Here is a 21,721-nt window from a genome sequence, read left to right as displayed (position 1 = left end):
CAGCGAATACGGAGATGCGCTGCTGTATGGCTTGACGGATCACGGGGATGCTCTTCCCGGCCTGACTCTAAAGCAAATGCTCTTTGCCTGGCACGAGGAATCTTGCTACGGCACCGAGCTGGCCATTCATAAAGCGGGAGAGATCGAACTTGTCGTCCTGCCCGCCGAGCAGGTACTGCCTTTCTTCGCCGCCGGGCGCCTGCTGACGCATATCGGCTGGTCGTGGGAAGGCGAAGCGGCGCCGCTTACGGCGCTGGCCCCCTCCCTGGCCTTCTGCCTGGAGAACAAACGGTACGAGCCAAGCCTGGCGGCATACCGGGAAGGACGGCTGGAGTGGACCTGGGAGGAGAGAGCTCTCCGGAAGGCGGCCGAAACGGCAGACCGGGAAGCGGCTTTGCTGCGGGAACCGGATCGGGCCGTCGCTTATGGCGCAGCGGCCCGGATAGGGGTCGCCCTTGCGGAGGGGGACAGCCGGCCTGATGATAAAATGGACGCGCGGGGCGCGCTGGCCCGGCTGAAGGAAGACGACGGTCTGACGAGAGGCGTCAGAGCGGCCTTTTCCGCCGCCGTGTTCGACCGTCACTACGGCACGGAAGAACAGGCGGCCGACCTGCGGCGGGAGTACCCGATGCTGTTCGAGCGTAAGCCTCTGGCTGCAGCCGGGATGGACGCGGAGGCCTGGCTCGTCTCCATCGGCTGGAAGGCCGATGTGTCGCCCTTTCGGCCCGCGCTCCAGCTGCTGGAGCCGTTTAAAGCCGAAGCGGCCTGGCGGCTTCGGCTCGTACTGCAGGACAAGACCGACCCGTCGTCGCTTGTCCCGGTGAAGCTTGGCGCGGACGGCGCCGCCCATGGCGCCTGGCCCGCCTCGTGGTCGCCGCATGTAGAGGGGCGCTCGGCAGGCTGGCTGGAGCGCCTGCGCGCCTGCCTGCCCCCGGAGCGCTTCGGGGGCGGCGGCGACCTGCTTGGGCGGCCGCTTGATAGCGCGGCCGCCTGGACGTTCTTGACGGCGGATAGCCGCCGTCTGCTGGATGCGGGCTGGCTCGTGCTGCTGCCGGCCTGGTGGGAGGCGGCGAGCCGCCGGAAGCCGCGCCTGCGGGCGAAGCTGCGCCCGGAGAGCGAGAACCGGAGCGGCCGCTCGCTGATGGGTCTGGACGCCATCATCGATTTTGATTGGCGCATCTCGATAGGAGACGCCGACCTCACGGAGGAGGAATTCGCGGCGCTTGTCGCGCGCGGCGAGCGCCTGGTTCGCTTCCAGGGCCGGTGGATTTCGCTTGATCCCGCGCTGCTGGCTCAAATCCGCAGAGCGATGGACGGCATGGACAAACGCCAGGGATTGTCCTTTCAGGATGTGCTGCAGCTCCATCTGCTGAATACGGCAGAGGAAGCCGGAGAAGAAGCGCCGGACCTTGATTCCGAAGAGGTAAGCCGCCTTCAGCTTGAAGTCGAACTGAACGAGCAGTTCGTTCAGCTTATGGGGCAGCTGGGCGGCAGCGAACTCCGGCCGCAGCCCGGTCCGCCCGCCGGCCTGAACGCCGAGCTGCGCCCGTATCAGCTTGAAGGCTACTCCTGGCTGGTCTTCCTGCGCCGCTTCGGGCTGGGCGCCTGCCTCGCCGACGATATGGGCCTTGGCAAGACCGTCCAGCTGATCTCTTATTTACTCCGCGTGAAGGAGGGATTCATGGAGCGGCCGGAGGGTCCAAGGCCGTCCCTTATCGTCTGCCCGACCTCGGTGCTCGGCAACTGGCAGAAGGAGCTGAACCGGTTCGCCCCTTCGCTCTCGGTCATGCTCCATTACGGGAGCAGCAGACTTGGCGGGGAAAGCTTCCAGGACGCCGCAGCCGGGTCCGACGTTGTGCTCACATCCTATGCGACGGCGTCGCTGGATCAGGAGCTGCTGGCAAGCTTCACCTGGTCGGCGTTATGCCTGGATGAAGCACAGAACATCAAGAATGCCCAGACCAAGCAGTCGCTGGCCGTCCGCAGCTTTCCGGCCCTGCACCGGGTCGCGCTCACTGGCACGCCCATTGAGAACCGGCTGGCTGAGCTGTGGTCCATCTACGATTTTATTACGCCGGGCTTTCTCGGACCGCTGCGCGCTTTTCAGGATCGCTTCATCCAGCCGATCGAGAAGGAGGGCGACCCCAAACGGGCTGCCGATCTGCGAAGGCTGGTGAAGCCGTTCATGCTTCGCCGCAAAAAGAAAGACCCCGCCATCCAGCTCGACCTGCCCGACAAGAACGAGATGAAGACCTATGTCCATCTGACCGCCGAGCAGGCCGCCCTCTACGACCAGACGGTTAACGAGTTGATGAGCAAAATGAACAAACTGGAAGGTATTCAGCGCAAAGGCGCCATCCTCTCCGCGCTGACCCGCCTCAAGCAGCTGTGCGACCATCCGCTGCTCATTACAAAGGAAGGCGCACCGGGCGAAAACGCGCCGGACACCGAGCCGATGGACACCGGCCCGTTGATCGAACGCTCCGCCAAGCTGGAGCGGCTGCTCGCCATGGTCAGGGAGCTGCGGGAGGAGGGAGAGCGCTGCCTGATTTTTACCCAATATGTCGGGATGGGCCTCATGCTTCAGCGCGTTCTGCGGGAAGAGCTTCGGGAACCCGTGCTCTATCTGAACGGAAGTACCTCCAAATCGGCGCGTGACCGCATGATCGAAGACTTTCAGGCGGGACGCGAAGCGGCGGTCTTGCCGGCCGGCACATCGGAGGCTTCCTCCCCGGAGAACAAGCAGCAGCCCTGCATTTTCATTCTGTCGCTCAAGGCCGGCGGCGTCGGCCTGAATCTGACCGCCGCCAATCACGTCTTTCATTTCGACCGCTGGTGGAACCCGGCCGTGGAGAATCAGGCTACGGACCGCGCTTACCGCATGGGCCAGACCCGGGATGTTCAGGTCCACAAGTTCATCTCCCTCGGCACGCTGGAGGAACGGATCGACGAAATGCTGGAGAGCAAGCAGCAGCTCAGCGACAGCATCATTACCAGCTCGGAAGGCTGGATTACCGAGCTTTCCACCGAGGCTCTGAAGGATTTGTTCACCTTGCGGCGCGGGTTGCCTTGAGCATAAGCTTGTAAGGCGCGTCAAACCGACAACGTTCAAAAGCCATCCTCCGCACATAAAAGCGGAAGATGGCTTCTTTATGACAAGTTTCATCGGTCAGGCGCATTGCTCCGGCATATGGATAGGCCGCGGTCTTTAAGCCGAAGCTTTCCCCTTGGCCTAATGCTTCCATACATCCTCATACTCCGGATTCCTCCTGAACTGGACACCGACATACGAGCACTGGGGAATGATCTTGGCCCCTTCCGCCCTCGCCTCCTCCGCCAGCCGTTTAAGCAGCCGCTGGGCGATATTTCCGCCCCGGTAATGCGGCGATACATACGTATGATCCGCTATCCAGGTATGCTCGTCTTTAGGCACATAGGTGATTTCTCCAACCGGCCCCTCGTCCGTTCGGATCACGAAGGCATTGCCCTCTTTATATATTACGCCGATCTCATTGGATTCTTTGCTGTCCATAATCATTCCCTCCTTGTCTCTTTCCGTGGGCACTATAATTACTTTACCCAATCGGTTCCTTTTTCTTCAGCCCTTCTTCTGGGCCTGCCCGTACGATGTTCCAATGATTCGAAATCCGTGCCAACAATTGGCCCTAAAGACCTATCAACCGACAGGATATGACAGAATACATCACGGTTCTTTTTTAAATTACACCTTTGCCTTTGAAAAAAACGCAATTAAATGACAATTAATTCCACAAATCGATGGATTATACACGTAAATATGATTTAAAGATAACACACATCTTTCTTCAACATGTTAACTTTGCCATAAAAAAAAGAATTTTATCTGGATTTTACAATTTACCGGTGGTAGAATCTTCTTAATCTTTTTTCCTACTAATCTAGGTGGAAATAAAAAAGGAAGAATAGAAAAGGAGGATTCTACATAATCGATTCACCCGAACGGTAGGAGCAAGCCAAATTAAACAGAATCTTTGGGAGGGATTTTTTTGGAGTGGGGCAAACTAACACGCAAGCTGTCCGTCGCGGCTCTGGGTTTGGCGCTGACAGCCGGAACAATTCCAGGCACGGTCTTTGCAGCCGGCAGCTTGCAAACGCAGTTATCATCGAAAATTTCTTTGACTCATACTACACCGGGAACGTACATCTCGCCTAAGATCAACATTAAATCGACTGCCGACGTCCGCGTTATCGTGCAGCTTAGCGGCCAACCGGCGGCGGTAGGAAAATATGCGGCGAAGCAGGGCAATTCCGCTTTGGCCAAATCCTCTTCTGAAGCGGCTGTCGCCAGCCAACAATCTACAGTTCTGGAGCAAGCCAAGGACGAAGGAATCGACTTAATGGTCAACTATAAGTACAACACGGTATTGAACGGCTTCGAGGTTACTGTCCCTGCCAATGAAATTCCGGAGCTGGCTCAAATCCCCGGAGTTAAATCGATTTACGAAAACAGCACCTGGTACCCGATTCCGGTTGAAGAAGCGGACGCTTCGATTCAGGGAACGCTTGAACACGGAGCAGCTCCCCTGGACCAAATCGGGGCCAATGCAGCTTGGGCTAAAAACATTACAGGAGCCGGGCTCAAAGTAGGTGTTATTGATACGGGCGTGGACTACAAGCATCCGGATATCGCCCCCGCTTATAAAGGCGGTTGGGATTCTTTCTACAATGACGACGATCCATATGAGGAAGAACCTAACGCAGATAAGAAGTTTGAAGGAACCTCTCACGGCACGCACGTTTCCGGTACGATCATCGGACGGTATGCAAATAAGACCAGCGACATCGTTCAAAAAGGCGTCGCCTATGGCGCAGATCTCTACGTGTATAAAGTGCTGGGTTACAATCCGGCCAACCCAAGCTCCGCATCCGGCTCTTCCGCTCAGGTTATCGACGGAATCGAGCGGTCCGTAAAAGACGGAATGGACGTCATCAATCTGTCGCTCGGCTCCGACGCCGAGAAGGACGTCAATTCTCCGGACGCCATCGCTATCAATAATGCGATTCTTTCCGGCGTCACGGCGGTCATTGCGAACGGCAATGCCGGACCGGGCGAATATACGCTCGGCTCTCCAGCTACTTCGCAATTGGCCATTTCGGTTGGCGCGGTAACAAGCCCAACCAAGAATTTCTCCGGGAAATTTGATGTGACCTTTGATGGAGACAGCGTAACGACCGCCACTTATGCCACTTACGGCGAGTTCAATGTCATGGCATGGGAACTGGGCAGCGAGAACTTCGCCGATCCGAGCCTGGTAGGCACGGAGCCTTTGCATGTCATTTACGCCGGTCTGGGCGCAGATGACGATTATAAAGGCTACACTGCGGATGAGATCCAAGACTCGGTCGTCTTTGTCTCTCGCGGTCTGCTCGCCTTTACCGAAAAGATTGAAAACGCCAAGGAACGCGGAGCCAAAGCGATCGTTATCTTTAACGGCAACGCAAACGCGGACGGCGAAGTCGACCTGAGCGAAAACATCAAAAACCGCAATGGCTATATCAACTCTTACCTGGGCGACACCTATGACAGCATCCCGACCTTTGATATGGAAGGCGCCAAGGGACGCACGCTGGCAAGAGCGATTCTTGCGAACCCGGATACAGAAGTCACCTTCACATTCGGAGACGATTACCACGAAGCTCAGTCCTCGGGGGATGAGCTCGCAAGCTTCACTTCCTGGGGTCCGAACGTCGACCAGAACCTGAGCATTAAACCGGATGTTGTCGCTCCGGGCGTAGGGGTCTTGTCAACCTGGCCAGCCTACCAGAAATATGACGCCTATAAAAACGCGTCTTATGACTATGCCTACAACCGCATCAGCGGAACAAGCATGGCTACGCCGCATGTTGCCGGTCTTGCCCTTCTTCTGCAGCAAGCGCACCCGAGCTGGGGGCCGTTTGAAATCCGGGCGGCACTGGCCAATACAGCCGATGTTCTTGACGAGTACAGCGTGTACCAGCAAGGAGCCGGCCGCGTAAATGTTGCGAAAGCCATTGATACGCCGGCAGTCCTTGAATCTGTTGAACCAATCACCATTCTCGACAAGAGCTTCAATCCACAAAATATTACGAACTACAATTCTTCCGCCAACTTTGGCGTTGTGGCTCCCGGAAGCTCTAAAATTGAGAATTTGCAGATTAAAAATACGGACAGCTCCAGCATAACCTACACTGCTTCCGTGAAATGGAGCGGCACTGCACCGGCCGGAATTAAAGCCGACTTAAGCCAAACGGAATTGGCGGTTGCCGGATATGAGACCAAACCGTTCTACTTGACTGCAAATGTAGACAGTGGTGTAAAATCCGGATTCTATGAAGGGCAAATTATTTTGACGGCTCCTAATCTGCCTGCACTTCATCTGCCTTTCTCTGTATATGTGGGCACTGAGCTGCCGAACAGCCCTGTGGGTATCCAGGAAATTTCACTGACTCACCCTGTCATCTATCCAAAACGCAGCACGCAGACGACAACGGATCTCAGCTTCAAATTGAGTGCCGACAATGCGAACCTGTATGAACTCGACATCTATAACCTGGATGATGAACTTATTGGATACAAGGATTATTATGATACAGTAAACGAAGCTACGTACTTTGAACCGAAGGTTTATAACGTCAAGGACCTTGATAATTCCTATTACAAGTATGATGAAGAAGGTCAGCCAGTATTCGACGGCAACCACAAACCAGTTGTTGGATATCTGACCGACGGCGTATACAAGCTCAATATCGTGTACGCTCATATTACTCCCGAAGGCAAAGCGACCGATATTTACAACGGCTTTATCTCGCTGCGTGTAGATAACTCTTTGGAAAGCAGCGGTGGCGGTGGCGGTGGTGGCGGCGCACCTGCACCAATTGCACCAACCACACCACCTGCGCCAGCGGTTTCCGATTCCGCCACAGCGCTGGTCGACCAAGGCTACAAGCAAGTGACCGTCGCTTCCGCAACGGCTGTACAGAACGGTGTAACAACCATCACCGTATCGGATAGCGACCTGAAAGCTGCTTTGGCCAATGCCACTGCGGCACAAAATGCCGTAATCATTTCAGCTCCTGCGGTCAATGGTTCTGCGGCCAAAGTCAGCCTGACTGCGGATCAAGTGAACCTGCTTGCGGGAATCTCTTCGTCCAGCAAAGTCATCGTCAGCACGAAGGATGCTGCGGTTTCCCTGCCGGTATCGCTGCTGAGCGGTTCTCCTGCCGGAGCGGCCTTCGAGCTGTCCATCAAGCCGGCTTCGGAGCAGGCAGGCAAATTTAGCGCAAGCGCAGCCGGGTCGTCCGTGATCGGGGCTCCGGTATCCTTTGAAGCAAGCTGGGCAACGGCAACCGGCAGCACATATCTGACCGTGCCAAACAATACGTTCATCAAGAGATCCTTCACCGTACCGGGAAGCATCACTCCGAATACGGCCGGTGTTCTGTTCGAAGAGAACGGCAAGATTACTCCGGTAGCTTCCGTGTTCAAGACGCAAGCTGACGGAACGACGCTGGTTACCGTAAATCGTCCGGGCTTCTCGACCTATGCCGCTGTAAGCCGTCCGGTAACGTTCACCGATATCGCGACTTCACCTGCGGCTTCGGACATCACGGCACTGGCTAACAAGCTGATCTTCAAAGGGACTTCGGCAACGACCTTCTCGCCGAAGAACAACCTGACCCGTGCCGAATTTACGGCCATCCTCGTACGCGCGCTCGGTCTGCGCTCAGACGCAGCAGCAACCTTCACCGACGTAAAGGCAACCGACTGGTATGCAGCCGATGTTGCAGCCGCAACGAAGGCCGGATTGATTCTGGGTGTTGGCGGCGGCAAGTTCGCGCCGAAAGCCAATGTCTCCCGTCAGGAAGTGGCCGTTATTCTAGATAGAGCCGTGAAGCTGGCCGGTATCGAGCTGACCCCAGCCAATCCGTCCTTCACCGCCTATAGCGATAACGCCAAGATCGCAGGCTATGCGAAGGACAGCGTACAGTTCCTGTCCGCAGCGGGCATCCTCACCGGTACCTCCGGTTCGGTATTCAATCCAACCGCACCGGCTACCCGCGAGACGATCGCCGCTACTCTTCACCAGCTGCTGGTGAAAGCCGGACTGGCTGAGTAACACGTAAACAGCAACGGGCCGATCAAGGATGATTCCTTGACCGGCCCGTTTTTTTTCACATAGCGGCACTGATTGAACTATCATTTCCCGTTAGCTTAGAACCTAAATCGAGCTGAATGCAAACATTATTTCAGCTTCACATACCAATTCATTGTTTACCGTGGCCACACCTTTTCCTTTGACGATTTGTCCCTTGATTCGAGTTACATCAAATACAAGAAGGAGTTTGTCTCCTGGTTTTACCTGTCGTTTGAAACGACAACAATCAATCCCAGTAAGTAGACCTATTTTATGTTTGCTGTCCTCAACGTTGGAAATAGCGATTCCACCGACCTGTGCCAGCGCCTCTACAATTAAGACTCCAGGCATAACGGGATAGTCGGGAAAATGACCTAGAAAATGTGGTTCATTCATTGTCACACTTTTTATTCCAACAGCTCTCTTCCCTTCATTAATCTCCAAAATTTGGTCGACCAGAAGAAATGGATTTCGATGAGGAATAACCTGTTTTATACTTTCAATATCAAGCATGGATTGCCTCCTCTAATCGGTTTTTACCATTTTATCGTTATTTGGTAAAACCGACCAGAAGATAAATCATCAAGACCCTTGTTGAACTATCCTGCCCGTCGTGCAACACCACTGCTAGTCTACGGACAACCAAATAAAAAGCTGTCCCGAGGGTCCCACAGGACCCTTAACGGAACAGCCTTCTACTATATAACCTAACGCATATGCCGCGATTCCCTTCAAATCTAAACCTTACTCCCCGCTATCTCCGAGCAACGTCAGCACTGTCTCCAGCATCACATTGACGCCTTTTTCGCAATCCTCGTACGAGGTCAGCTCTTCTTCACAGTGGCTCTTGCCCTTCACACTCGGCACGAAAATCATCGCCGAAGGCAGGTAGCTTGCGACGAACTGGGCATCGTGCCCGGCTCCGCTGGCCATTTTTTTGTGGGAATAACCGAGCGACTTCACCGAGCTTTCAATGGCCCCGCATACCCGCTCGTCGAACCAGACGGTATCGCGGCCCCACAGCTTCGACTTCGACACGGAACAGCCGGACTGCGTCTCCGGGAGTGAATTAATGATCGACACCACTTCGGCGATGACCTCTTCATTCTTATGCCGGGCCTCGACGGTGAAGATGACTTTATTCGGGATGACCGTATGGATGTTGGGATACACATTCACCCGGCCCATTGTATAGACCAGCTCGGAGTCGAGCCCGCCCAGCTTGCTCCGCAGCTCCGCCACCAGATCGGTAGCGGCAAAAAACGCGTCGTTCCGCATCCCCATCGGCGTCGTTCCGGCATGATTGGATTCCCCGGTGACTTCAATTTCATAACAGACCATGCCGACTACGCAGTCGACGAGCCCGATCGTCAAGCCTTCTTTTTCCAGTACAGGACCTTGTTCGATATGCATTTCCAGATAAGCGGTCGCTTCCTTGATGCGGTTCTCGGCAGCCCCTTCGTATCCGCTGGCCTTCAGCGCCTCCCCGAAGGTAACCCCCTCCGGATCTTTGCTCTTCAGCATAACCTCTTTATCGAACTTACCCGACAGCACGCCGGACGCCATCATCGAAGGCTCGAACCGCGCCCCTTCCTCATTCGTGAAGTTCATGACCGTCACCGGAATGCGCGGCTTGATGCCATGATCCACAAGCGTCCGCACAACCTCAAGGCCCGTGATTACGCCGAAAACACCATCGAAGCGCCCGCCTTTTACAACGGTATCGAGGTGAGAACCCATGACGATTGGAGGCTTATCCTCGATCCCTTCCAGCGTGGCGTACATACAGCCCATATCGTCCACTGTGACTGTCATTCCCAGTTCTTCGCAGCAGGAACGGAAGTAATCCCGCACCTTGATGTCCTCTTCGCTTAAACTCAGCCGGGTGACGCCGTTCGCAGGCGTACGTCCGAAATCGGCAAAAGCCTCGATCGTATCTTTAAGCCGAGCTCCGTTAACGAAAATGTTTTGCGTCTGCATTCCTATCCCTCCGTCCATGATCTGGTCGTGCCTACAACACTATGTTACGACCCGTATCCTCTCTTTTCATTGTACAGAGTGTAATAAGATTGGCGCGGGAATACCCGGTTTATGTTACATCCATGTATATATTTTCTGCCATGCCCTTTTGCTTATCCGCCATATCTTCCATCAACCTTCCGCAAACCACTGGTTCAACTGCCGGGTCTCTTCGGTCAGAATGTCCAGATAAATAGAGAAGCGGTAATGGGTATCCTTCAGATTTTTCCCCGTAATTTCAGCGATCCGGTTCAATCTGTACATCAGGGTATTGGTATGGATATGCAAAAAGGATGCCGACTCTTTCAAATTTCCGTTGAAGGTGAGATAGACGGCGACGGTTTTGACAAAATCGGTCTTGTGCACCCGGTCATGCTCCTTCAGCGGATAGAGCAAAGGGCTTCTGCGGTTGCGGCTGCGTTTCTGCTCGATAATCGCCGGTAGATGCGCCCAAAACCCCATATCCTCGTACAGCAGCAGCTCGCGGGCCTGAAAAGGCAGCAGCCGCTTGATCTCGGCAATCGACGCCGCTTCCATATAGGCGACAGCCGCAGAGAGATATTCACTGTAATGGAGGCTGCAGCCCCCGGATATCCGGCAGTCCTCGTGTTTGTTCGTCTGGTCAACCAGCAGCCGCATATAGGAAGACAGCGCCTCTGTCCCTTCAATCGGATAATGGAAAGTGAACATGATAATAATCCGGTTATGCTCCGTGGTCAGGAACACCAGCGAGACGCCGGAATAGCTTTCTGCGGTCTGCCGGAACTTCAGCAGGAAGTGATTGTCCACCGTCCGGTCGGGTTCGAATACGCCGATAAAATAACCCGAAGGCAGCTCAATCCCGTCCGCCCCTGCATCCCTCCGGATGTCCTGCTCCGTGCCGTAATGCGAGGTCAGCAGCTTCCAGAAAAAATCCTCCTGCACCTGGGTCTGCTTCGTCTTCCAGCCCCGCTGCTTCAGCAGGTACCGGGCGGCGATTTGCGCGGCCTTGCTCACGACGCTCTCCGCATATCCTTCCTTCAGGTTGCCTGCATCGACAACCCAGATGTAGCCGAGAACTTCCTTTTGATGCTTGATGCACATCGCCAGGCGGGGGCCGAGGCCCACCTCCATCACCCCCGAAATCCGGATGGGATGAGGCGTATTTTCAAGCTGGCGCATGACCCCCTTTTTGCGTAGGCCGATAATGACAGAGTCAGGCACCCGCTTGCCGATAATGGTCGAAATCCGCGCCGGATCGCTCTCGAATTGATGGGAGCTGTAGCCGATCACATGATGATTGTCGTCCTCAATGGTCACTTGAGATTGCAGCGATTCACTGATGGCATCCGCCAAGGACTCCATGCTGTCAAAAAAACGGTCAAAGGATAAGCTCGCTTCGGTCACTGTTCCCACTCCAACCTTCAGAATAGCCGCGTTTTGCACGTAACATCAGCCTTCGTACTACTAATCGGTTGTTTCATTATATTACGCTTCGTGTGCGCTGACTATAGGGCGCGGCAAAGTTATGGAAGGAAACCTTCCATCTTCCGCCAAAAGCAGCAGATCCTCTGCACAGGCCCTCCTATTTCACGCCAAAAAAGAACAGGCCCGTATGAACGGGCTCTGTCCTTTAATTGGGGTTCCTCTTCTTCATCAGGAAACGTCTGTCTGTCTTTCTATAAGCCGACTTCTTTTTCTTCTTATTCTATTTCTATAATCTTAGATCAGGGTAAACTCTTGGGACATGGCTTGGGCTACCGTGAAGTATTCTTCGCCAAGTGCGTCGGCAACGGCTTTACAGGTAATTTTACCGTTGGCGATATTGACGCCGTTCAGCAGGCCTTCATTCTCTTGCACAGCCTTCAGCGCACCTTTGCCTGCGATTTGCAGCGCGTAAGGAACGGTAACGTTCGTCAAAGCGATCGTCGATGTTTTGGCGACAGCGCCAGGCATATTGGCTACGGAATAGTGCAGAACGCCGTGTTTCTCAAATACCGGATTGTCATGGGTCGTCACTTGGTCGATCGTCTCTACAATACCGCCTTGGTCAATGGCCACATCGACGATAACGGAGCCTGGTTTCATCGTCTTCACCATTTCTTCGGTTACGAGCTTCGGAGCTTTCGCACCCGGAATGAGGACCGCACCCACCAGCACGTCCGCTTCGGCAACTGCTTTGGCGATGTTATACGGGTTGGAGATCAGCGTATTGATTTGCGCGCCGAAGATATCATCCAACTGGCGCAGTCTGTCGGCGCTCAGGTCAACGATGGTAACGTCCGCTCCAAGCCCGATAGCCATCTTCGCCGCATTCGTTCCGACAACGCCGCCGCCAATGATGCTGACCTTGCCTCTGCTTACTCCAGGAACGCCGGCAAGCAGAATGCCTTGGCCGCCGTGATTTTTTTGCAGGAATTGAGCGCCCAATTGTACGGACATGCGGCCCGCCACTTCACTCATCGGCGTCAGCAGCGGCAGCGTGCGGCCTTCGGTCACCGTCTCGTAGCCGATGGCGAATACGCCTTTGTCCTTCAGCGCCTTCGCCAGCGCAGGCTCGGGGGCCAGATGCAGGTAAGTGAACAGTACGAGACCGGCACGGAAATAGCCGTATTCGCTCTCCAGCGGTTCTTTAACCTTCATGACCATCTCGGCGCTGTTCCATACCTCGGCTGCGCTGTCGATCAATTCCGCTCCGGCTGCGGCATATTCCTCATCCAGGAATCCGCTGCCCAGGCCCGCGCCCTTTTCTACCAGAACCTTGTGACCTTCCTTGACAAAGCTGACTACACCGCCTGGGGTAATGGCTACACGATTCTCATTGTTTTTAATTTCCTTAGGTACTCCGATGATCATTCTTCACATCTCCTGTCTTGTTGACGTCTCTTATGTAAAGAATGATAACATACCCTGCGGCTTTTCCATTTGGTGAAAATTCAAAACTTTATCTGCCATGATTGTGTTTTATCACAATGAGAAGGTCAGTTTTTCATTCAGCAGGGCAAATGCCCGCTGCAGTTTATCCTTAGGTATAAGGGCATACCGGTCACCGATGCTTACCTCGAAAAAGCAGGACGATTCGCCGTTTTCCCGCAAAACATGCGTTATTCCGACGCCGGTTTCCTCATATATCTCCATCAGCACAGGCTCCAGTCTTTCCTTGGGAAGACTCACATGAACATGGAACATATTCGAGACAGGCACCTCCGGAAGGGTTGTGATTTGGTGGCATTCATTAAAAAAACCGGCCAGCTCCCTTGCCCCTTCATAGTACCTCTTCATGTTAGGAAACCTTTCTTCAAAATAAAAATCGGCCGAAAGTATGTAAGGATACAGGCTGATTAGGTCGCCGCCGTGACGTCTTTTCCACACATTGGACTGTTCCGTGAATTGGGCATCGCTCGCGAGAATCGCTCCGGCAATCCCGCCAATGCCCTTATATAAAGAGACATACACGCTGTCGAACAGCGCGCAGATTTCCTCCGGAGACTTCCGGTAGTAGGGCAGAGCCTCGAACAGTCTCGCGCCGTCCAGATGCAGGGCGATCCCCCGCTCGCGGCAGTACGCCGAGATGGCTTCAAGCTCGCCGTAATCCGGCAGCTGCCCGCCGATTTCACGCTGGGGCAGCTCAAGCAGCAGGCAGGATACGCTCTCGTCCAGGTTTTGCACATCGGCGAGTCCGATCAGCCTGTCCTTACCGCCCAGCAGCACCGGCTCGATCCCGTGAAGCTCGTGAAGCCCGCGCTGCTCGTGAATCTCCAGATGGCACAGCGGGTGGTACGCTGCTTTCTTTACACCCTTGCGATCGCACCAGATTCGCAGCGCAATCTGCTGCGCCATCGTTCCGCTCGGGAAGAAGACGGCGGCTTCTTTGCCAAGAATCCCGGCCATTTTGCTCTGAAAATCTTCGATCAGCCTGCCCGCGCCGTACATGTCGCTGTCCAATTCGCCGTCATAGGCGTCCAGCGCGTCCTTCAGCACTTGAATATTCCGTTTGCCATGGCCGATGACGGGGTAGGTTGCCCTGTTGAACGCTTCCTGAAGCGGGTTGCTCATGGTTATGCTTCTCCTTTTTAGTCTAAGACCTAGGATATCGTGATGACTTCGTACTGCGCGGAAAGCTCGATGAAGTGCCCCATGCTGGAGACCTCTCCCGCATACAGCTGATCGCCAACACCATAGTAGTTCACACAGGTCGAGCAGGCGAGCACCGGTACTCCGCGGTCGGCCAGTTCTTTTAAATGAAGGGAAGCCATCGATTTCCCCGTCAGCGCAAGCACGCCCCGGTTCACGCAGAATATGGCGGCTGGCAATTGCTCCTGCTGCTTGAGCAGTGTGAAATAGGTTTCCAGAAGCTGTTCTCCAAGCCGGCCGTCTCCGCTGCCCATACTATCCGTAGTCAGAAAAATAATTTTGCGATTCATCTTCTTCATCCTTTCTAAGTTAAAAAAAGTGTGTCTGCACTTATGTCGCTCATGATCGTGTAATTTAAGTATATATCAATAGGCATTGCGGGATGAAAAAAAAGGGTCTCTGTGCTACAATACTGGAATTGGCAGAGGGAATATTGTAGGGAGGTTTATGATTACGCCATGCTTATTATAGGTATCGCCGGCGGGACAGGCTCCGGCAAAACGACGGTGGCCCGCTCCGTCATCGAACGGCTCGGTTCGGGAAAAGTCACTTTTATCTCACAGGATAATTACTATAAGGATCATTCGCATCTCAGCCTTGAGGACCGCAGCGGGATCAATTACGATCATCCGTTTGCCTTCGACAATGCGCTGCTCATCGAGCACATCAAGTCTTTGAAGCAGGGGCAGAAAGCGCATGCCCCGGTGTACGACTTTACGGTTCATGCCCGGTCGACGACCGAGACGGTGGAGCTTCTGCCCAACCATATCGTCATCATCGAAGGGCTTCATGTGCTGTCCGACGAGAGCCTGCGCCAGCTGCTGGACATCAAGGTGTTCGTCGACACCGATCCGGACGTCCGCATTCTTCGCCGGGTTCTGCGGGATATCGAGGAGCGCGGCCGCACCATCCAGTCGATCCACCAGCAGTATTTGACGACGGTCAAGCCGATGCACGAGGCGTTCATCGAGCCTTCCAAGAAATACGCTGACATCATTATTCCCGAAGGCGGACAGAACGAGGTCGGCATTCAGCTCCTGTCCATCCTGACCGAGAAATATTTGACGGGCGAGAAATGGCCTAGAACGTAAGGATCTCCGCTCCCTGGAAGGAATAAGCTGCTGCGGTCCGATCCACGAGGAGGCTGCTGCAGGGCATAAAAAGACGATAGGAACAAACGCCAAGCCCGGTCCCCCTTTATATGGGGGCCGGGCTTGGGTCGTCTCGAGCCTTCGTTTCTGGCTGACAGGGTTCACATGGGCGGTTACCGGCTTGCCCTTTTTCGAATGGCCACATCAGCGGTACCTCATTCTTTGTCTTCTTCACGGACGGCAGCGCAGGCACAGCCAAGAAGAAACGCCTGACGGCGTCCATGGCGGACGCAAGACGTTTCTCGTAGAAATATAAGGGTTTTATAAGCGTGGAACTTATAAATTCTTATATTTGCAAAAAACCGCCCGGTTTCCCGGACGGCCTGCGCTAAAAGGCTCTTTCGCATGAAAGCGGAGCGGCCTGACTATTCTTCGGAATCCACGTTATGATAGACCTGCTGCACGTCCTCCAGATCCTCCAGAACATCAATCAGCTTCTCGAACTGTGCCTGCGATTCTTCCGGAATCGTCACGTAGTTCTGAGGAAGCATCGTCAGCTCGGCAACGGTAAACTCAGTTACGCCCGCGTTCTTTAACGCTTCCTGCACGGCATGGAACTGATCCGGCTCGGCGTAGACAATGACGGCCTCGTCTTCTTCCAGAATATCGCGCGCATCCACGTCCGCTTCCATCAGAATTTCCAGCACTTCGTCCGCACTCTTGCCGACAAGCCCGATGACCGCCGTCGAATCGAACATATAGCTGACCGATCCGCTGACGCCCAGGCTGCCGCCGTTCTTGCTGAATGCGGCGCGTACTTCGGAAGCGGTCCGGTTGACATTGTTGGTCAGCGCGTCGACGATAATCATCGATCCGTTCGGTCCGAAGCCTTCATAGCGCAGCTCATCATAAGTCTCATCCGAATTACCTCTCGCTTTCTCAAGCGCGCGGTCAATGATCGCTTTCGGAACATTGTATGTCTTGGCGCGCTCCAGCACGACCTTCAGCGCCCGGTTCGATTCCGGGTCCGGCTCGCCCTGCTTGGCCACTACATAGATTTCACGCCCGAATCTTGCATATATACGACTTGTGTTGGCATCCTTGGACGCCTTCTTTTCCTTAATATTATTCCACTTACGGCCCATACGTTATCGCTCTCTTTCAACAGTAATTAGACGCAGTCCCTTATATTATACTCCTCTCATTATATCTCTTAAAGGGGGTGCGGGACAAATAAGCAGGATGGGGCGCGGTTAAATCGAAAATTCGGTGAAAATGAAAATCTCGCAAATAACCGCACGATTTACAGCCGTACATACTTTCGGTATACGGAATCGGGTGGCAAAGCGCTCCCAAGCCTGCGCATGCAGGCGAACATTTTTCCCAGAATCTCATTTCCTCTCCAATAGCCGGGCAGCAAACACGGAGGCAGAACGGGATCGATTAACCCCATTTCACTGATCACGTTGCCTATTTCCAGAAACAGCAGAAAGGTTTCCCGGTCATCCGCCGAAGGACGCTCGGCTCTGGACAGAAAATCGGCAAGGAACCCCTCTTCCTTCTCCATGTACATTCGGTTGATCTCATCCAGCGGCCAAATCCCCCCCGTCTGCTCAGAGCTGACGATATCGGGGATTGCGCATCCCGCAGCTATGGTCAAATAAGGCTCCAATTTATTCTCGGTCACATACTGCTTTAAGTTGTCCGAGTGGTCCCAGGGGGAAATATAGACGCTGTCATACAGGCGGCCAAATCCCAAGATGCGAAGGTGCGAAACAAGCATCTGGCGGTACTTCCGCATGCTATCGGGAAATTCAAACATGACGAGCTGCCATTTCCGGTCCCATTCTTTGGCCGAAAGCTCCGGCTTCTGGTTGAACGACCGGACAAACGAATCTCCAACCTCGGTGATCCGGTAGCGGGACCGCTCCACCGATTCGATGTACCCCATTTTCTTCAATCTGGCCAGCACATTTCGGATATACTGCCCTGAACGGCCATCCGCTTCATATAATAGTACCAGTTCCTGAACCTCGATGACGGAAGCGCAGGATATCAGATATACGATCTGCTTCTCGATGGAGAGCATGGCAAACCTCCGGTCCATACACATTTGCACTCAGTATACCGGATCGGGTAACAAATGGAAATCAACCGTAAGTCGGAAAGCGGCTTAAGAAAACAGGGTCTTGGTAAAGGGGCAAGCTGCCGTAAAACGAAAAAACGGATCGGTCATAAGGGGTGTCCCTTGGCCGATCCGCATTTCAGTTATAGTCGTTTGAACTTACGTAAAAAGCCTGCGCTGAGCGTCCTGCTTAATCATCCAGCAGCAATTCTTCAGGTAATGCCCGCTATTCTACGGAAGATCTCCCGCTTATTACGGCAGCATCCGTCCGGCTCAGATCACAGGCTTCACCCGGCTTCAGCACCGTACCGGACTGGCCTTGGCTACTCAGCCGCTCCAGCCACGCCTCCGCATCCTGGCGAATCGGAGGAAACGTGTTATAGTGCATCGGGATATACAGGCCCGCCTTTAACCAGGAGGCCGCAATCAGGGAATCGTCCGGACCCATTGTGAACACATCCCCAATCGGCAGCGCCGCCGCGTCGATCCGGTTCAATTCTCCAAGAATTTTCATATCGCCGAACAAAGCGGTATCCCCCGCATGATAGAAGGTGTACGGACCCATTGTCAGCAGTATGCCCGCCGGCATCCCCCCTTCTTTGAAGCCGCCGCCCTCAAGCTCGATACCCGATCCGTGAAAAGCTTGCGTCAGCTTGACCGTTCCCCACGGAAAGGTCCGGGTGCCTCCAATGTGCATAGGCTCAACCTGAACCCCCTGCTGGGACAGATGCAGGGAGACCTCATAATTCGCAATGACCGGACAGCCGCAGCGGGCAGCAATGGCTGCCGCATCTCCGACATGATCCCCATGTCCGTGCGTGACCAGCACGGCGGAAGCCTGTATCTCCTCAGGCCGGGCCGCCGCGAGCGGATTGCCAGTTAGAAAAGGATCAATAACAACGGTATGCTCTCCATAGCGGACTAAAAAGCAGGAATGACCCAAATAGCGAATATTCATATAATCATCTCTCCTTAAATTATGATGGGAGCTGCCCGGTTACAGGATGAGCGGACGTCTTGCCCCGGCTCAGGAGCAGCGAAGCAGCGGAAACCAGGAAGAAAACGGCCGCCAAGCCGAACATCAACATACGCAGGCCGAACTCTTGCAGCACAAATCCTCCGGCAATGAGCAGCAGCGCATTCCAGAAACCGTACATCCGCTCCATGGATGAGAGAACAGCCGTACGCTCCGCCGGTCTCATTCCCGATCCGTTCAGCTGCCCCGCGGCCAGCGGTCTCGCTCCGCCGGAGGCCAGACCCATGAGGGCGATAGCCACAGCCGCACTGCCGATATGCTGAGACAGCCCGACTACAATCATGGAAAGGACCGACAGAAGCGTGGTGATGATAACCAGCCGGTTCTCCCCGATCTTCATGCCGACTCGTACGGCGTATCTCGCGGAGATGAAGCCGAGCAAAGTGAACAGGCTGAGCACAAGGCCGAAGTAGAACAGGCCGATTTCCAGTCTGCGGTACAGCAGAAACGGAATGAAACCGACGAAAGGCGCAAGGGTGAAGGCCCGAATGAGCGCATAGTACCTTTTCCAATACCGCTGTCCCGGGGTTAGCTCTAATGCGGCCGCGGGTTCTTTTTGCCCATCTCGGGATTTATCCGCCACGGAAAGCACGCCCTGCGCTGTATGACCGGTATTGCGGATGAGCAGGATAACCGACAGCGACAGCACATTAGACGCTATAGACAGGTAGAACGGAAGCTTGATATTGGACCCAAAAAACATGCTGCCCGCTATTCCGGCAAGCAGAACGGACAAAAACATGTAGCTGGCCGAAGAAGATTCCGTCTTCTGGTACCGCTTCTGATCCTGCTCACTAAAGAGCGAGCGCAGGAGACTGGAATCCGTGCCCGCAGCCAAGCTGTATCCCAGCCCGCATGCGATCTGCCCGAGCAGAAGCACACCCATATGCGTGTCCGAAACAAGCAGCAGCAGCCCGATCCCCTTTAGTCCCTCGCCGATGGCGATCACCTTCGTCTGCCTCATCAGGGCCATTAATTTAACATTCCATTTGGCGGTAAGCATAACGACCAGACCATAGACCGCAAGCAGCAGCTCGATTATTGGCAGCGAAAGGTGCTGAAGATAGAAATAAACGAACAGGATTGGCAGGTGAAAGTAAAGCCGTGATACGATTCTGTAAATGTAAAAGAAGGCGACGTTATTCATGGGAAGCTTCCTTCCGGTATTCGGTCAACTCCCTCCGCTCTTGCAGCATTTGCGGGTAAACCGCCGGGTCCTCGATTAATCCGGGGAACCTGCTTCTGATCCGGTCAAGCGGAACAATCCCGAGTCTGACCAGCACAGGCGGGTTAAAGGATAAATCGACAATGGTGTTGCCCTCAATTTCTGCCCCCGCAGATTCCGCCCCCTCTTCCGCCGGCTCCTGAAGGATCAAATCCACTTTATCCCCCAGATCGCTAAGCGCTTTATCGAGGCTGACAAGACCTGACCCGGAGCCCGACAGGTTCGCAGAGGTTACGGCAAGCGGATGGCCATAGGCTTCCGTTATTCGCTGCATCGCCGAATTCCCCTGCCAGGTTAAGCCTACAGTGGGAGCTCCGCAGGTTAAACGTTCGGGGAACGGATATTTTTTGCGGAAGATCAGGGTAAGCTCGCTCGGCCATACTTGCGAAAGAACCCCTCTGTCGAGGTTCTCAGGCATGTGAATGAATGTATCCAGCCCGCTTAACGAGGAGATCGACAGCGTAAGGGGGCCGAACTTTGTTCTTTTTTTCACTTGGAAGACCCGTTCAATGGACCGTTCATTTCTCGGGTCGCACATAATGTTATAGTTGGAGCGGGATGGTCCGATGACAAGTCCTCCTTCCCGCAGTATGGAGACGGCTTGTTCAATGGAACGGTTGCAGACAGGCATTAGCAAATCATTTCTCATAATACTACCTCCGGCATTTCAGCTTCATTTAATCCTTTATCAGCAGCACGCCCAAACCAGGCTGGCGGCCTGTGGGAATGAAGATCGCGGCTGTACACGGCCTGCGGATAAATCAGCCGGTTATGCATAGCCTGTTCCATGATATGAGCGCACCATCCGACGCTGCGGCTGACCGCAAAGGTCGGAGTAAACAGCGATTCTTTAAGTCCGATGACGCTAAGGACAACCGAAGCGTAATAATCTACATTCGTAACGAGTCTTCTGCCCGGTTTGTATTCCTCCAGAAGCCGCAGAATCGTCTCTTCGACTTCCACAGCAAGCTTCACAAGCGGGTGATCAGCTGCAAAACGAAGCGCCAGGGCCTTCAGCATTGCTGAACGCGGATCTTGCCGCTTGAAAATCCGATGTCCAAAGCCCATAATACGCCGATCGGATTCAAGTGCCCGGCGAAGCCAGGCTTCGGCTCGGTCAACGCTTTTTATCTCCCTCAGAATCTCCAGGACCTCTGACGGAGCTCCGCCGTGCAGCGGACCCTTTAACGCACCGATAGCTGCGGAAGTGGAAGAAATCAGATCAGACCGGGTAGACGCAACAACTCTGGCGGTAAAGGTAGAGGGATTGGAACCAAGCTCTTGAGTCAGCACCAAATAGGTCTCCAGCATGGTCTGCTGTAATTCAGTGGGCACTTCCCCGAACAGCATGTACAGGTAATTTGCAGTATGATTAAGATCAAGGCGAGGTTCGATCATTTCCCGGCCTTCCAGTCGGGCCTGACGGTATGCAATAATGGTCGGAATTTTGGAGACAATGCTGGACGCTTGATCCCAGGAAGGAGGCCATATACTTTCACAATCCTTCAGCGCGGAGACGGCCGTCTGCAGCACACTCATCATATCTACTTCCGCCGGCATTTGGTCCACTGTCAGTTTTACATGTTTTGGGAGAAACCGCCGTGCAGCCAGAATACGCTGAAACTCTTCCGATTTCTCAGTCATCGGAAATTTTCCATACCATAATAAATAAGCAACTTCTTCAAAACTTTTGTCGTACTGAAACGCTTCTGCCGGGTAATCGCGGTACGAAATTCGGCCTTCATCGCCGTCGATAAGGGATAATCCCGTCTCAAAAGCGGCTACTCCTTCCAGACCGTCAGCCAATACTAATCCTCTGGACACCTCTACCACTCCCAAATGACCAAATATAATTAATAATAAGTCTGCAGACTCATTTTTGATTATATTTACCGATTATTTACATGTCAATGATTTACTTTCTATATTTTCATTGTAAGCCCATTCATTTTTCTGTTT

At 54.0% G+C, this 21,721-nt stretch carries 17 protein-coding genes; 3 read left to right on the top strand and 14 right to left on the bottom strand.

All coding sequences use genetic code 11. The features are described from left to right. Window positions 1–76 precede the first annotated feature (76 nt). The gene (locus G5B47_RS21630; RefSeq protein WP_407945240.1) at window positions 77–3,073 is read left to right on the top strand and encodes a DEAD/DEAH box helicase; all 2,997 of its coding nucleotides are present in this window, start codon (window positions 77–79) and stop codon (window positions 3,071–3,073) included. On the opposite strand, the gene G5B47_RS21625 is transcribed toward G5B47_RS21630, so the two are convergent. Together G5B47_RS21625 and G5B47_RS21620 are read right to left on the bottom strand one after the other, a co-directional pair. Further along, window positions 3,048–3,245: a hypothetical protein gene (locus tag G5B47_RS21625; protein WP_165102697.1), complete on the bottom strand. Its 198-nt coding sequence runs from the start codon at window positions 3,243–3,245 to the stop codon at window positions 3,048–3,050. The two genes, G5B47_RS21630 and G5B47_RS21625, sit on opposite strands and share 26 nt — an antisense overlap. Further along, the gene (locus G5B47_RS21620; protein WP_051529698.1) at window positions 3,233–3,532 is read right to left on the bottom strand and encodes a GNAT family N-acetyltransferase; all 300 of its coding nucleotides are present in this window, start codon (window positions 3,530–3,532) and stop codon (window positions 3,233–3,235) included. Before G5B47_RS21620 ends, G5B47_RS21625 begins: the two co-directional genes overlap by 13 nt. Window positions 3,533–4,025: 493 nt before the next feature. Here G5B47_RS21620 and G5B47_RS21615 point away from each other — a divergent pair, with 493 nt between their 5' ends. After that, entirely contained in the window at window positions 4,026–8,135 is a 4,110-nt protein-coding gene (locus G5B47_RS21615) for a S8 family serine peptidase (RefSeq protein WP_165102694.1), read from the top strand. A 102-nt stretch (window positions 8,136–8,237) separates the two neighbouring features. Here G5B47_RS21615 and fabZ read toward each other — a convergent pair whose 3' ends face one another. The 6 genes from fabZ to G5B47_RS21585 all read right to left on the bottom strand — a co-directional run bounded on the left by fabZ (window position 8,238) and on the right by G5B47_RS21585 (window position 14,575). Beyond that, window positions 8,238–8,666, bottom strand: coding sequence for a 3-hydroxyacyl-ACP dehydratase FabZ (gene fabZ / locus G5B47_RS21610; protein ID WP_165102691.1), 429 nt, complete (start codon window positions 8,664–8,666; stop codon window positions 8,238–8,240). Between the two features lie 231 nt (window positions 8,667–8,897). Then, the gene (locus G5B47_RS21605) at window positions 8,898–10,133 is read right to left on the bottom strand and encodes a Zn-dependent hydrolase (RefSeq protein WP_165102688.1); all 1,236 of its coding nucleotides are present in this window, start codon (window positions 10,131–10,133) and stop codon (window positions 8,898–8,900) included. Window positions 10,134–10,304: 171 nt separating this feature from the next. Next, on the bottom strand, window positions 10,305–11,558 hold the full coding sequence (locus G5B47_RS26100; RefSeq protein WP_165102685.1) for a PucR family transcriptional regulator: 1,254 nt from the start codon (window positions 11,556–11,558) through the stop codon (window positions 10,305–10,307). 315 nt (window positions 11,559–11,873) lie between these two features. Then, window positions 11,874–13,007 (bottom strand): alanine dehydrogenase, encoded by a 1,134-nt coding sequence (gene ald, locus G5B47_RS21595; RefSeq protein ID WP_165102682.1) that lies wholly within the window; start codon window positions 13,005–13,007, stop codon window positions 11,874–11,876. A 111-nt stretch (window positions 13,008–13,118) separates the two neighbouring features. Beyond that, window positions 13,119–14,207, bottom strand: a complete 1,089-nt coding sequence (locus tag G5B47_RS21590) for a threonine aldolase family protein (RefSeq protein ID WP_165102679.1) — start codon at window positions 14,205–14,207, stop codon at window positions 13,119–13,121. Between the two features lie 29 nt (window positions 14,208–14,236). Next, complete coding sequence (locus G5B47_RS21585; RefSeq protein WP_165102676.1) at window positions 14,237–14,575, bottom strand: DsrE family protein; 339 nt, start codon at window positions 14,573–14,575, stop codon at window positions 14,237–14,239. A gap of 168 nt (window positions 14,576–14,743) precedes the next feature. Between G5B47_RS21585 and udk the strand changes: the two genes are divergently transcribed. Next, window positions 14,744–15,376: a uridine kinase gene (gene udk, locus G5B47_RS21580; RefSeq protein ID WP_165102674.1), complete on the top strand. Its 633-nt coding sequence runs from the start codon at window positions 14,744–14,746 to the stop codon at window positions 15,374–15,376. Between the two features lie 425 nt (window positions 15,377–15,801). Here udk and G5B47_RS21575 read toward each other — a convergent pair whose 3' ends face one another. The 6 genes from G5B47_RS21575 to G5B47_RS21550 form a co-directional block, all read right to left on the bottom strand. Next, the gene (locus G5B47_RS21575) at window positions 15,802–16,521 is read right to left on the bottom strand and encodes a YebC/PmpR family DNA-binding transcriptional regulator (protein WP_165102671.1); all 720 of its coding nucleotides are present in this window, start codon (window positions 16,519–16,521) and stop codon (window positions 15,802–15,804) included. Between the two features lie 158 nt (window positions 16,522–16,679). After that, a complete protein-coding gene (locus G5B47_RS21570) occupies window positions 16,680–17,465 on the bottom strand; it encodes a PaaX family transcriptional regulator C-terminal domain-containing protein (protein WP_165102668.1) in 786 nt (261 codons plus the stop codon). A 262-nt stretch (window positions 17,466–17,727) separates the two neighbouring features. Next, window positions 17,728–18,459, bottom strand: a complete 732-nt coding sequence (locus G5B47_RS21565; protein ID WP_165102665.1) for a metal-dependent hydrolase — start codon at window positions 18,457–18,459, stop codon at window positions 17,728–17,730. A gap of 19 nt (window positions 18,460–18,478) precedes the next feature. After that, a complete protein-coding gene (locus G5B47_RS21560) occupies window positions 18,479–19,684 on the bottom strand; it encodes an MFS transporter (protein ID WP_165102662.1) in 1,206 nt (401 codons plus the stop codon). Next, the gene (locus G5B47_RS21555; protein ID WP_165102659.1) at window positions 19,677–20,411 is read right to left on the bottom strand and encodes an L-threonylcarbamoyladenylate synthase; all 735 of its coding nucleotides are present in this window, start codon (window positions 20,409–20,411) and stop codon (window positions 19,677–19,679) included. Before G5B47_RS21555 ends, G5B47_RS21560 begins: the two co-directional genes overlap by 8 nt. Next, window positions 20,408–21,586 carry a citrate/2-methylcitrate synthase gene (locus tag G5B47_RS21550; RefSeq protein WP_165102656.1) on the bottom strand — a complete coding sequence of 393 codons (1,179 nt, stop codon included), beginning with the start codon at window positions 21,584–21,586 and terminating at the stop codon, window positions 20,408–20,410. Before G5B47_RS21550 ends, G5B47_RS21555 begins: the two co-directional genes overlap by 4 nt. Window positions 21,587–21,721 lie beyond the last annotated feature (135 nt).

Source organism: Paenibacillus apii, assembly GCF_011043685.1.
Classification (GTDB): domain Bacteria; phylum Bacillota; class Bacilli; order Paenibacillales; family Paenibacillaceae; genus Paenibacillus_AQ; species Paenibacillus_AQ sabinae.
The sequence above is the reverse complement of the archived record's forward strand: the minus strand, read 5'-3'. Positions and strand labels throughout refer to the sequence as shown.